Consider the following 12,706-nt stretch of genomic DNA (forward strand, 5'->3'; position numbering starts at 1 on the left):
GCACGATTGAATAAAAATTTAGCCTGCTCTATTTCGAGCATGTGGCAATTTACATATCTACCATTTCTACGCCATCTAAACGTGCAACAGTCATTAAGTCTTTATCACCACGACCTGAAACAGTCGCAATAATGATTTGGTCTTTATCCATAGTTGGCGCAAGCTTGGTGACATACGCCATCGCATGTGAACTTTCCAATGCAGGAATGATCCCTTCAATACGGGTTAGGTCACGGAAACCTTGCAAAGCTTCTTGGTCATTGATTGGCACATAATCGACACGGTGCATATCTTTTAAGAAGCTATGCTCTGGCCCTACACCTGGGTAATCTAGACCTGCAGAAATAGAATGGGTTTCAATAATCTGACCTTGCGCATCCGACATTAAATAAGTACGGTTACCGTGCAATACGCCTACGTGTCCTGCATTCAATGGCGCAGAGTGTTTGCCTGTTTCAATGCCCAAGCCCGCAGCCTCAACACCGTACATTTTCACTTCGGCATCATTCAAGAATGGATAGAACAAGCCCATCGCATTAGAACCACCACCAACACAAGCCACAAGTGCGTCAGGTAAACGACCTGCCTGCTCTTGAATTTGACGACGTGCTTCACGACCAATAATAGATTGGAAATCACGTACCAATTGTGGATACGGATGTGGGCCTGCCACAGTACCAATCACATAATACGTTGAATCGACATTGGTCACCCAGTCACGCATAGCTTCGTTCATGGCATCTTTTAAGGTTTTAGAGCCACTTTCTACAGGTACAACAGTTGCCCCGAGTAAGCGCATGCGGTACACGTTCATGGCCTGACGTTTGACGTCTTCTGCACCCATGAACACTACGCACTCTAAACCTAAGCGGGCTGCAATCGTTGCGGTTGCCACACCATGCTGACCAGCGCCTGTTTCAGCAATAATGCGTTTTTTACCAGACAACTTTGCCAGTAATGCCTGACCAATGGTGTTATTCACTTTATGTGAGCCTGTATGGTTCAGGTCTTCACGCTTTAAGTAAATTTGCGCACCACCTAACTCTTTAGACCATCGCTCAGCATAATACAAAGGACTAGGACGACCTACATAGTAGGCGAGATCGCGGTCGAATTCTGCCAAAAACTGCGGATCATCTTTCATGCGGAAATACAATTTTTCTAAGTCTTGTAAAGCCGCCATCAGCGTTTCTGACACAAAACGTCCGCCATGGATCCCAAAATGCCCTTTTGCATCTGGGAACTGGGTATAGTCAATCACTGGATTATTGTGATTTGTACTTTGCTGATCCACGTTGGACTCCTTGCATGAAGTGTTCTATGAGTTGTTGGTCTTTAATACCTTTTGCAGACTCTACCCCGCCACTAACATCAACGGCATAGGCTTGGGTGGTCTGAATTGCATCTTCAATATTGGCAGGGTTTAAACCACCCGCCAATATTAAAGGAATATCGAGTTTGGGGAATTTTGACCAGTCAAAACTGTGTCCTGTTCCACCTTTCAGCTCAGGATGCCACGCATCTAATAATACTGCGCTTGCACCTGCTTGTTGATAGCTTTTTATCGCATCCAACACATTTAAATCAGGTTTGACCTGTATGGCTTTGTACCATCTGCGTCCGACTTGCTGTGCTATTTGCTGACATTGCAATGGTGTTTCATCACCATGAAATTGCAGAATATCTAAAGGCACTTGTTTTAGTACTGCGGCTATGTCGTCTGCACTGGCATTTACAAACAAGCCAACCACTTGCACATAAGCGGGTATGTGTTGCACAAGGTTTTCTGCTTCAGCAATGCTGACATTACGAGGACTCAGTGGATAAAACACCAAGCCAATTGCATCTGCACCCGCATGCACAACACTGTTTATATCTTGAATTCGCGTGATTCCGCAAATTTTGGCACGGGTACGCATCGTTTTGGACTCTAATCCTGATTTTCAATTTTCATTTTGCTGATCTTGCTGTGCGTGACTTTTAAATTGTCTGTTCACACTAACAAAATCAGATATTGGGGCGAATCATTGTAATGCAATTTTAAGGGGTTGAGTGAAGTTCAGGCGGATTATTCTGCATTTCCGTTGTTTAAATGGCATACAGACTTTATACTTCGCGCAAATGCAACGAGTCCTAGCTTTGAGCTTTAGGGAAGTTGGTGAAAGTCCAACACTGCCCCCGCAACGGTAACCATGAAACGTATATCAATTTAAATCTTATGATTTACACCACTGTATGAACAATATGGGAAGGTGGATATACAGCGAAGCAATCATAAATTAGAAGATGCTTGGCACATTGAAGTCCGGAGACCTGCTTGTTGTGCCCTTAACTCAATCATTCACGTGGGGTGAATGTACGGAGCAAAGTCATGTCTACTCTTTTTCAGCCTACTGCTTTAGTGGGCGCAATTGCGCTTGCAATGGGTTTTTCAACTTCAGTTTTTGCTGCAGAATCGCAAGATCAGCGTGTGGTGAATGCTGCTTTAGATACGCTTGTGGTCACGGCAACTCGTTCTGAAGAAAAAATTGGTAATGTGCCTGCGCGGATTAATATTATCGAGCCAAAGATTTTGGAACAGTCGCCAATTGCGTCTTTTCCTGATTTGCTAAAATATGATGCTGCCATCAACATGGTTCAAAGTGGTGGTATGGGGCAACTTGCCGATATTTATTTACGTGGTACTGAATCAGACCATACTTTGATTTTACGTGATGGCATACGATTAAATAATGCATCTTCTGGTACAGCAAATCTTGCTTTTATTGACACTACAGATATCAAACAAATCGAAATTCTAAAAGGTTCTGCGTCTGTTTTATATGGTACGGATGCTATTGGCGGTGTAGTCCAATTGATTTCAAAAAAACCTGAAAAAACAAGTGCTTTTATTACTGGTGAAGTAGGCGAAAATAGAACCTATAAATCTGTCATCGGCGCTGATTTATATGAAGACGGTTTTTATGCTCAAATTCGTGGCCAACGATTAGAATCTGATGCAACAAAAGTAAACAACCAAAAAACCTATAGCAATGAAACTGCTTCTTTTGATCAAAAAGGCTTTAGTACCAAACTTGGTGTAGAAAAAGAAAACTTTGCAACATCAATTGACTACACCACAAATAAAGGCACTAACTTATATGATGCTTATACATTTAATGGTGCATTGCTGAAACAAGACTTTGAAAATGAAATTATCAATCTTCGTGGTCGTATAAACCTGACTGATCAATTTGAACTGAATGCACGTTTATCTCAATTTACGGATGAAGTCGACCAAAAAGATTCAACCGACTTTGCACATAGCAAAACTCAAGAAGCAGAACTCTATAGTAAATGGAACTTCACGCCTCAGCAGACTTTACTTACAGGTGTGACTCATCGCAATCTCGATGGCGATATTCTGTCTTATGGCACACCCTATAACGAAGATGTAGACTCAACTGGATATTATATTCAGCATCAACTTAACGGAAGTAGACTTAACACCCAACTGGGCGTGCGTGTAGAAGATAATGAAAAATATGGGGTGCATACTGTAGGTCAAATTGCTGCTCGTTACCAATTACTGCCTTCAACTAGCGCATATGTAAATGTAGGCACAGCATTTAAATCACCAACATTGAATGAACTTTATAATTCATGGAATGGTAACCCTGATCTGAACCCCGAAGAAAGTACATCTTATGAAATTGGTTTTGACCAAAATCTAGCATATGGCTTGCAAACAGGTTTATCTGCTTACTACACACAAGTTGAAGATTTAATCGCCTTAGACAAAAATGGCAAACTGACAAATATTCAAAAGGCAACTTACCAAGGTGGTGAAGCTTATTTAGGCTGGCAGCAAGATGATTTATTTGCTAAAGCAACCTATAGTTACGTTAAACCTCAAAATGAAGCAACTCATCAAGATTTAAATCGTCGTCCACGTCAGGGGTTTACTTTAACAACTGGCTTACAAAATGAAATATATGGTATTAGCGCATCTTTGGTCGCTAAATCCAAATCTAAAGATTGGGATAAAAACTATAAGAACCCGGGTTATGCAACTGTTGATGTAAATGCGTTTTGGAATGTAAACCCAAATGTCAAACTCTTTACCAATATTCAAAATATCGGGGATGTTGAATACAAGACCGCATACCAAGATAAAGGTTATTACTACATCAACGGCGGCCGCCTCACTTCCGCAGGGGTAACTTTCCGCTACTAAACCTGCATCACAACAAAAACTTTAAAACAGCGCAGTTTATGGATAATGTAATGACCGACATTATCCTTTTTTTATTGCGCCAGCTTTTATTTCTTACGACCAAGTAAACGCAACTTTCACTTTCAAACAAGGAACGATCATGGGCCACCGTTTAAGCAAAATCTACACTCGCACAGGCGACTCAGGCACAACAGGATTGGGCGATGGCTCACGTGTTGCCAAAGATGACTTACGCATTCATGCACTGGGCGATGTCGATGAACTAAATGCCTGTATTGGCGTACTGCGCTCACAAATTACACATAGCAACATTCAAGACAAAAACACTTGGGACAAATCGCTCAGCCTGATTCAGCACTGGCTATTCGATTTAGGCGGTGAAGTCTGTATCCCCAATTACCACCTCGTACAACCGCTTGCGATCGAATACTTAGAACAAGACATTGACCGCATGAATGAAAGCCTGCCAATGCTCAAAGAGTTTATTTTGCCTGCAGGTACATTGGCATGTAGTTATGCACATCAAGCTCGTGCCGTATGCCGTCGTGCAGAACGCAGTTTAATGACCGTACACAACCGTGATCAAAATATCCAGGCACCGTCTTTGCAACTACTGAACCGACTGTCTGACTGGCTATTTGTGGCATCTCGCAGCTTGCAACGTGCCGAAGGAGGCAGCGAAGTATTATGGCAAAAGAACATCAATGACAGTATTGGTAACTAACATTACAAGCTAAAATCGGAAACTAAAATAAAGCCCTGATTTTGCATCTAAAAAATCACGTCGGATGCTGCTTGAAATTTTACATCATCCGACCAAAATAAGAGATGTCATCTCTTTGTCACGTCGTACTTGCAAAATGAAAGCAAACTTTCAATTCATGGGCACATTATGCGCATAATTGGTCATCGAGGTGCGCGTGGCGAAGCGCCTGAAAACACGCTTGGTGGTTTTGAATATATTCAAAATATTGGCATTCGTGCGGTTGAGTTTGATGTGCGTCAACTCAAAGACAATGCCTTAGTGGTTATGCATGATGATCAATTCATTCGTACCACAGGACAAGACAAAGCGCTGTATGAATGTAGTCTGGAAGATTTAAACCATTATAACCACGCAGTGATGTGGTCGGACTGGAATAAAGTTGAAACCACGCCCCTGCTTAATCAAACCATGACCATTATTCAAAATTTTGATCATATTGAGGTTGAGGTTAAAGCAGTTAATTCACATGCCGATGCCGAAAAAATCACTCAAAGCCTAGAGCAACATTTACAGGGCTTTGAACACAACGCCATCATCACCAGTTTTGATCCTAAAATTCATTGGGCATTACAACAACAAAAATCACGCTTTAAACGTGGTTTGTTGGTAGAAGATGATTTGCAATACCAAGCCATTGATCAAGCTTTAGTATTAGGTTGTTGCCAAATTGGCTGGATGAACGAACTCGCCACAGATGCCCTCATTCAAGCGACACAACAGGCCAAACTGAATATTAGTGTTTGGACAGTCAACCAAATTGAACGCGCCAAACAACTTAAAGATTTGGGTGTTCAGGGGTTAATTACCGATTATCCAAAACTGATGATGCAACACTTGTAAAGTGCAGGCTAAGCGCATATATATGTTTAAATAACAGATTTTCTGTGCTGGTTTGGCTGTCATACCGCACATTTTCGTAAAAACCTACAAATACCATTATATTCTGTTACCACCCAGTACAATACAACTGTACAATAATGCTGTGATCGTGAATACGCTCATGCTAATATGCGAAAAAATTAATCCCTATAAACTTTAATACTATGATCATTTCCTTCGGGCAGATCATGATTTTATAACGGATTAAGCGTCTACTTATACCTCCCAAAGGTTCTAGGAGTGCTGTTGGAGATGAATGCTCCCTTACCCAAAGCCCCAATCAACTGGATTGCCATCTTTGCACTGGTTTTCTTACCTATTGTTGCCGTGATTGCAATTCCTTGGTATGCCTATCACCATGATTTTAGCTTAGCCGCTTGGATCAGTATGTTTGTATTACTTGGCGTAAGTAGCTTGGGTATTACAGCAGGTTATCACCGTTTATGGGCACACCGTGCCTACGAAGCTACGCTTCCTTTAAAAATTCTTTTGATGATTATGGGGACTTTTGCCGTTCAGAACAGTATTTTGTTCTGGGGTTCAGGTCACCGTACCCATCACCGCCATGTTGATGATGTCGAAAAAGACCCGTATTCAATCAACAATGGTTTTTGGTTTGCGCACATGGGCTGGATGCTACGTGACTATCCTGCTGCAGAGCCAAACTTTAAAAATGCGCCAGATTTGTTAAATGACAAATTGGTGATGTTCCAGCACAAATATTACGTGCCAATGGTAATTGCAGTGCATGTTGGCATTTTAGTGCCAATTGGCTGGGCTGTTGGCGATATGTGGGGTGTGTTGCTATTGGGCGGTTTAATGCGTCTGATTTTAAGCCACCATGTCACTTTCTTTATTAACTCGCTGTGCCACATGTGGGGTTCACGTCCATACACTGACGAAAACACTGCGCGTGACAACTTCTGGTTAGCCATTGCCACTTGGGGCGAGGGTTATCATAACTATCACCATATTTTCCAATACGATTATCGTAATGGCGTAAAATGGTGGCAATATGACCCAACTAAATGGTTAATTTGGACATGCTCTAAGTTAGGTTTGGCTAAAAATTTACGTCGTATTCCAAGCTTTAATATTAAAAAAGCAGAATTGGCAATGCGCTTTAAATACGCAGAGCAAGACTTGGCAGTTTATGGTCACAATGTGAATGATGACATTGTGCAAGTGAAAAGTCGTATTGCGCAAGAATATGATGCATTTACCCAAACTTTAAATGATTGGGCAAAATTAAAAGAGCAAGAAATTCAAGCGAAAAAAGCGTCAATGGCTGAAAAAATCCACCAAATGGATGACAAACTCAAAGTTGAATTCCAGTTGGTTGAGCAGCGTCTTTCACACCATCGTGAAACATTGAATTTGCTAATGCGTAACTTGAAAAAGAATCCAGTATCACAATAAGAACTGTGTTCTTATACACCGCTAAAGCCCTGACCTGTTCAGGGCTTTATGCATTTTTAGACTACAGTTTTTAAAGCCCAAGTTTGCTATAGTGAACCTCACTTTGTGCCAAACACTCCCCCACTATGCAATTTAATTCACGTTATCCCACACTGCCCGCTCGCCTTTATCATCAACAGCAGCCCCTACCCTTAAAAGGTGCTAAAGCTGGACACTTTAATGCAGCATTGGCAAAAGAGCTGCAATGGAGTAGCGAGGAACAGCAGCACTGGGTAGAGATTTGCAGCGGCCAAACCACATTTCCGGAATTTCCACCTTTGGCAATGGTGTATGCAGGACATCAATTTGGGCAATGGGCTGGTCAACTGGGAGATGGACGAGGCTTACTGATTGCACAAGTGCTAGACACGCAACAGCGTACCATTGACCTACATTTAAAAGGTGCTGGCTCAACGCCTTATTCACGTATGGGTGATGGCCGTGCGGTTTTGCGTTCTGTGATTCGTGAGTATTTGGCAGGCCATGCTTTAAATGCACTTGGTGTACCTTCAAGCAATGCGGTGGGATTCACTTCATCTACACAAGGCGTACAACGTGAAAAACTAGAACTGGGCGCCATGTTATTACGCACCTCTGACTGTCATATTCGTTTAGGTCATTTCGAATGGATCAATCAGTATCAACCTGAACTACTACCTGAATTTGTGCAAAAATGTATTGAATGGCACTACCCTGAATGCTTGACTGCCGAACAGCCTGTACTCGCCTTTGCCACCCAAGTCATTCAGCGTACAGCAGTGATGATTGCGAAATGGCAATTGGTCGGTTTTGCGCATGGCGTGATGAATACCGATAATTTAAATATCACTGGCTCTACTTTAGATTTTGGCCCTTATGGTTTTATGGAGCGTTTTCGCCCGAACTGGATCAATAACCATTCGGACTACCAAGGGCGCTATACCTACCAACAACAACCGAGCGTAGCGCACTGGAACTTATGGGTCTGGCTAAATAATTTAATTCCACTTGAGCAAAACCAAGATCAGAAAGAACACTGGAAACAAGCACTGGCAGCATGTTTAGAACATTTTGAACCAACTTTTTTAGAACATTACAAACTCGGCTTGTGTGAAAAAATGGGACTGCCAAGCTTCCATAAAGACAGTTTTGACTGCGCAACCCACTTCTTACGCATTTTGCAAAGTGAGCAACTGGATTACACTCAAAGTTTTATCCGCCTACAAAATAAACAATACACAGAAATATTGGATGATTGTTTAGATCGTCGTCAGTGGGAAAGCTTTTTGGCACAGTATTTACAGATTCGTGAACATCAAGATACTGAAACTTTAGATGCCGCCATGCAACAGGCCAACCCGCACTATATTTTACGCAATCACATGGCACAAAAGGCAATTGAGCAGGCAGAACGCGATGATTTTTCAGAAGTTGAGCGTTTATTTACCCTACTCAGCCAACCGTATAGCAAACAGCCCGAGTTGGAACGGCCTGAAGATTTAGCACCCTTGCCAAGTGATGTACCTGAAGTGATGGTGAGTTGCTCATCTTAATGCTATTTTTAAGCAACAGGACGTTTAAAACTCCAGCAAAGTTATACACATTTTCTGTGGATAAAGATGTGGTTATCCACAGGATAAACTTTTAAGGCGAAGATGAATGGCACAAACACAGAAATCACTGCATCAACTTGCAGCCAATGCCGCAGAAAAATTACCAGAAGTGAGCTTGAGCGAACCTTTTGGCGATGGCTGTTTGGTGCATAAGGTATTTGATAAAGTGTTTATGCTGAGTCTGTATTTAAATGGTCATGCCATAATCAATCTAAAAGTTCAGCCTGAACATGGCGCCATGTTACGTGATTTTTATCCCTATATCCGTGCAGGTTGGCACATGAACAAACAGCACTGGATTTCAATTTTTGCAGATGAGGACTTAAATGCACAACTGGTACAAGATTTGGTTTTAAATTCTTATGAACTGGTGGTCGCAAAATTAAAGAAAGTAGAAAGACAACGGATTGAGCTTTTGCGTAGCGCAACTTGAGTCAATAAAACATTTAAAAGCTATTTGCTCTGCACTTTTTCAACATAATATCTAACTAAGAAAAACAAAAGCGAATCTTCCAAGATTCGCTTATTGAATTTTTAAACTTATTCTTCTGGATACTCAAAACGATAGCCCACGCCATACACTGCTTGAATCCATTCATGCCGATTACCTGTTTCTGCTGCGTCAGAAATTTTACGGCGTAAGTTTTTAATGTGGCTATCAATCACACGGTCAGCCACTTCAAAACTGTCAGGGTTAATATGATCTAGCAATTGCGCTCTTGAATACACCTGCCCCACATGCTCTAAAAACAGTTCCAATAAGCGGAATTCTGTCGGGGTCAAATTCAAGGTTTTTTGCTGATACCAAATACGCTGCTGCGCTTTATCCATGCGGAATAAATCATTGCTTTCAGGCCCAACTTTGCGTTCTAAGCGACGCAAAACCGCCTGCACGCGCGCGACCAATTCTTTTGGGCTAAAAGGCTTACAAACATAATCATCTGCCCCCATGTTTAAACCCAGCACCCGATCTATTTCTTCTGTTCGAGCGGTAACCATAATAATTGGCACATCGGACTGTTCACGTACTTTTCGGCAAATGGTCAGGCCGTCCATGCGTGGTACCATCAAATCCAAAATCATCAGGCTTGGTTTACGCTGCAAAAAGCTGTCATAAGCTTCTTGCCCATCATGAAACATACTGACTTCAAAACCAGCAGCTTCTAAATAATCTCGCACCAATTGGGCCAGTTCAATTTCATCTTCAACCAGTAAGATATGTTTCATGCACGATTCCTTAAAGTCCATTAAGATTTGATTTTTGGAAAACTTAATTTGCAGCGTAAACCACCCAACGGTGAATGAGCAAAACTTAACTCTCCGCCCAATGCTTTGGCAATTTTGACCGATAAGGCCAAACCTAAACCTGTACCACCTGTCGCCCGAGTGCGTGAATCATCGGCACGATAAAAACGTTCACCCAAACGGGCCAGTTGTTCATCACTTAGGCCAAACGGGCTGTCGTCTACATACACGGTCCACTCGGTTGCGCTTTGACTGGTGTGAATATGCACCTGCCCACCTGCTTCGGTATAGCGAATACTGTTACTCAATAAGTTGAGCATAATTTGTTTAAAACGGTCTATATCTAATTGTAATTGCGTGCCTTCACCAGACACGATCAAGTCCAATTGCGCCTGCTCAAATTTCGGCTTGAAGCTTTCAATTTCCTGTTCAATCACTTGCCAAGGGTCTATGCTTGCAAAATAGCACTTCAATTGCATGGCTTCAGCTTGAGCCAAGTCAGACAAATCCTGCGTCAGTTTTTTCAGACTATTGACCTGATGCATCATGGCTGCCAAATGCTCTGGCGTGGCTTTGCGGATACCATCTTGCATGGCTTCAATTTGTGCCTGCAACACCGCCAATGGGGTTTTCAATTCATGCGAAGTATCTGCCACCCACTGACGGCGTGAGTTTTCATGTTGATCTAAAATCACCGCCAAATGGTTCAGTTCTGTCGATAAATCACCCAACTCATCATTACGATTGACCGTGACCTGATGCTGATAATGGCCTTTGGTCAATTCGCGTGTGCCATTTAATAAACGCTGAATTGGCTTTTTAAAATAGGTCGCCAACAGTAAGGCAGCAATCAAACTGGCCAAAATACTTAAGGCATAAACCAATAATAAATAACGAGTTTGCTTACTAAAGAAGTTAATGCTTAACGCATCTTCCTGCTCAAGCACAGGTTTTAACCCCAAATAGCCCACGATTTTTTCACCGACCATAATTGGACGATAGGAAATCTGAGTTTCCGCAGGCTCACCCACAACAAACTGACGCTGCGCATCATATAAAGATAAACGTGAACTCAACCCCAAACGGTCAGGCATCGAAATAAACTGTTTTTTACCCGAAGCGTCTGTTGTATTGTTCTGCCCTTCGTTTTTACGATCTGAACGGAATGCATTTTGATTGGCGCTTAAAGGAAATACTAACCCCTCAAAAGGCTGAAACTGCGAAGGTAAATTTAGCTCTAACCAACGTAACTCTTCTGCATTGGCTTGACGCTTCATTGGGTCCGGCTCAACCACACTCGGATTTACATTGGCTAAGCTATGTTCCTGAAAATAGCGCTGCTGCAAGGCAATATCATACTGACGACGCAACCACCAACGCGATAAACGGTCATAATCATCGGGTGCGGCTTCGCCTTCTATTTGTAAAATTTGCGCCTGAATGGCATTGCCCCAGTCATGGTACACCGCATACACTTCTGCCAAGTTTTGGATGACCAAATCCAGCTTCTGCATTTCTACGTCGGCCACGTATTTACTGAAGTTACGCTGCATATTGACATGCAATACCCCCAAACTAACCGTGGTGATTAGCAAGGTCGTCAGTAGCACTGTTAAAAACAGGCGTAAGGCGATGGGAATGCGGCGAATTTTCAATAGAACAGTCTCAGAATTTTTTCTTAATTTTGAGCATTGTAACCAACAGCGCTTCAAAAAACTCTCCATTGTTTCTTCATCTTTATTATTTAATCTTAACTTAAGCAAAGTCGGATTCCAGTTAAGGAGATGTAAGATGAAACAGATGACAAAAATCGCGTTACTTGGGGCGAGTGTTTTGGGGATGGGTGCTTTAACGGCTTGTCAAACCAGCAATGACTTAACGGATCGACAACAGACACGTATGATGAAGCATCATGCTGTAGCCGACTCACGTTTTAGCCCAGAACAACGTGAACAGTATCGTGCGAAGCGCGCAGAACACCGTGCTTTCCGTAGCCAGATGCAACAAGCATGTGACAATAAGGCAGCAGGTACAAAGCTGCAACTCAAACTCAGCGAAAAAACAGTTTCGGGCACCTGTACTATGCGCTTTCAGCCAGACCGTCAATCGTTTAAACAACAACGTCAATATATGATGAAACAGCATCAAGCTATGCATGCCAATATGCAGCGCCCGCAACGTGGTGAAGTACTGACCGATGCACAACGTGCTGAAATGACCAAACAGTACGATCAACGATTGGCACAGCGTCAAGCTCATCAACAAGCAATGCGCACAGCTTGTGAAGGTAAAACCCATGGTCAAAAAGTTCAGGTTAAACTAGGCGACCAACAACTCAATGGTCAATGTTTAGTACGTTTTCAGCCAAATCAGCCTATTCAACCTTTAAAAATCAAGCAATCTGCATCACGTTAAGCAATCGTACCAGTCAATTCACACTGTTTTAAAGGCGCTCATTGAGCGCCTTTTTATTGATCTTTTTATCCACTGCACTCAGACATGTCTCTTTACGCTTTTTGACTATTTGTGTCATTTCAAACTCAGTAAAAC

At 42.3% G+C, this 12,706-nt stretch carries 11 protein-coding genes and 1 riboswitch; of the genes, 7 read left to right on the forward strand and 4 right to left on the reverse strand.

The genetic code is table 11. From position 1 onward, the window contains the following. Positions 1-49: 49 nt before the first annotated feature. The gene (trpB, locus tag ACNS8M_RS11115) at positions 50-1,294 is read right to left on the reverse strand and encodes a tryptophan synthase subunit beta (protein ID WP_168418573.1); all 1,245 of its coding nucleotides are present in this window, start codon (positions 1,292-1,294) and stop codon (positions 50-52) included. Then, positions 1,266-1,919, reverse strand: a complete 654-nt coding sequence (locus tag ACNS8M_RS11120) for a phosphoribosylanthranilate isomerase (RefSeq protein ID WP_168418572.1) — start codon at positions 1,917-1,919, stop codon at positions 1,266-1,268. The genes trpB and ACNS8M_RS11120 overlap by 29 nt, the downstream gene beginning before the upstream one ends. A 192-nt stretch (positions 1,920-2,111) precedes the next feature. Continuing rightward, positions 2,112-2,336, forward strand: a riboswitch (cobalamin riboswitch). Positions 2,337-2,371: 35 nt separating this feature from the next. Between ACNS8M_RS11120 and ACNS8M_RS11125 the strand changes: the two genes are divergently transcribed. The 6 genes from ACNS8M_RS11125 (at position 2,372) to ACNS8M_RS11150 (ending at position 9,344) form a co-directional block, all read left to right on the forward strand. Continuing rightward, a complete protein-coding gene (locus ACNS8M_RS11125) occupies positions 2,372-4,216 on the forward strand; it encodes a TonB-dependent receptor plug domain-containing protein (protein WP_168542352.1) in 1,845 nt (614 codons plus the stop codon). A 139-nt stretch (positions 4,217-4,355) separates the two neighbouring features. Then, positions 4,356-4,940 (forward strand): cob(I)yrinic acid a,c-diamide adenosyltransferase, encoded by a 585-nt coding sequence (locus tag ACNS8M_RS11130; RefSeq protein WP_168542354.1) that lies wholly within the window; start codon positions 4,356-4,358, stop codon positions 4,938-4,940. Between the two features lie 168 nt (positions 4,941-5,108). After that, positions 5,109-5,822, forward strand: coding sequence for a glycerophosphodiester phosphodiesterase (locus ACNS8M_RS11135; protein WP_167846257.1), 714 nt, complete (start codon positions 5,109-5,111; stop codon positions 5,820-5,822). 291 nt (positions 5,823-6,113) lie between these two features. Further along, on the forward strand, positions 6,114-7,280 hold the full coding sequence (locus ACNS8M_RS11140; RefSeq protein ID WP_168418568.1) for an acyl-CoA desaturase: 1,167 nt from the start codon (positions 6,114-6,116) through the stop codon (positions 7,278-7,280). 125 nt (positions 7,281-7,405) lie between these two features. After that, positions 7,406-8,851: a protein adenylyltransferase SelO gene (locus ACNS8M_RS11145; RefSeq protein ID WP_168542356.1), complete on the forward strand. Its 1,446-nt coding sequence runs from the start codon at positions 7,406-7,408 to the stop codon at positions 8,849-8,851. 106 nt (positions 8,852-8,957) lie between these two features. Further along, positions 8,958-9,344 (forward strand): MmcQ/YjbR family DNA-binding protein, encoded by a 387-nt coding sequence (locus ACNS8M_RS11150; protein ID WP_168542358.1) that lies wholly within the window; start codon positions 8,958-8,960, stop codon positions 9,342-9,344. 107 nt (positions 9,345-9,451) lie between these two features. On the opposite strand, the gene ACNS8M_RS11155 is transcribed toward ACNS8M_RS11150, so the two are convergent. Then, complete coding sequence (locus ACNS8M_RS11155; protein WP_168542360.1) at positions 9,452-10,138, reverse strand: response regulator; 687 nt, start codon at positions 10,136-10,138, stop codon at positions 9,452-9,454. Between the two features lie 20 nt (positions 10,139-10,158). Next, entirely contained in the window at positions 10,159-11,811 is a 1,653-nt protein-coding gene (baeS, locus tag ACNS8M_RS11160) for a sensor histidine kinase efflux regulator BaeS (protein WP_168542362.1), read from the reverse strand. A 136-nt stretch (positions 11,812-11,947) separates the two neighbouring features. Between baeS and ACNS8M_RS11165 the strand changes: the two genes are divergently transcribed. Next, the gene (locus ACNS8M_RS11165) at positions 11,948-12,571 is read left to right on the forward strand and encodes a hypothetical protein (protein ID WP_168542364.1); all 624 of its coding nucleotides are present in this window, start codon (positions 11,948-11,950) and stop codon (positions 12,569-12,571) included. The last annotated feature ends 135 nt before the right edge of the window (positions 12,572-12,706 follow it).

This window comes from Acinetobacter sp. A2, from assembly GCF_048537555.1.
Taxonomy (GTDB): Bacteria; Pseudomonadota; Gammaproteobacteria; order Pseudomonadales; family Moraxellaceae; genus Acinetobacter.

Excerpts from the sequence above, each read along its gene's own strand:
- ACNS8M_RS11120 (WP_168418572.1), bottom strand. The coding sequence starts at position 1,919 with ATGCGTACCCGTGCCAAAATTTGCGGAATCACGCGAATTCAAGATATA.
- ACNS8M_RS11125 (WP_168542352.1), top strand. The coding sequence starts at position 2,372 with ATGTCTACTCTTTTTCAGCCTACTGCTTTAGTGGGCGCAATTGCGCTT.
- ACNS8M_RS11130 (WP_168542354.1), top strand. The coding sequence starts at position 4,356 with ATGGGCCACCGTTTAAGCAAAATCTACACTCGCACAGGCGACTCAGGC.
- ACNS8M_RS11135 (WP_167846257.1), top strand. The coding sequence starts at position 5,109 with ATGCGCATAATTGGTCATCGAGGTGCGCGTGGCGAAGCGCCTGAAAAC.
- ACNS8M_RS11140 (WP_168418568.1), top strand. The coding sequence starts at position 6,114 with ATGAATGCTCCCTTACCCAAAGCCCCAATCAACTGGATTGCCATCTTT.
- ACNS8M_RS11145 (WP_168542356.1), top strand. The coding sequence starts at position 7,406 with ATGCAATTTAATTCACGTTATCCCACACTGCCCGCTCGCCTTTATCAT.
- ACNS8M_RS11150 (WP_168542358.1), top strand. The coding sequence starts at position 8,958 with ATGGCACAAACACAGAAATCACTGCATCAACTTGCAGCCAATGCCGCA.
- ACNS8M_RS11155 (WP_168542360.1), bottom strand. The coding sequence starts at position 10,138 with ATGAAACATATCTTACTGGTTGAAGATGAAATTGAACTGGCCCAATTG.
- ACNS8M_RS11165 (WP_168542364.1), top strand. The coding sequence starts at position 11,948 with ATGAAACAGATGACAAAAATCGCGTTACTTGGGGCGAGTGTTTTGGGG.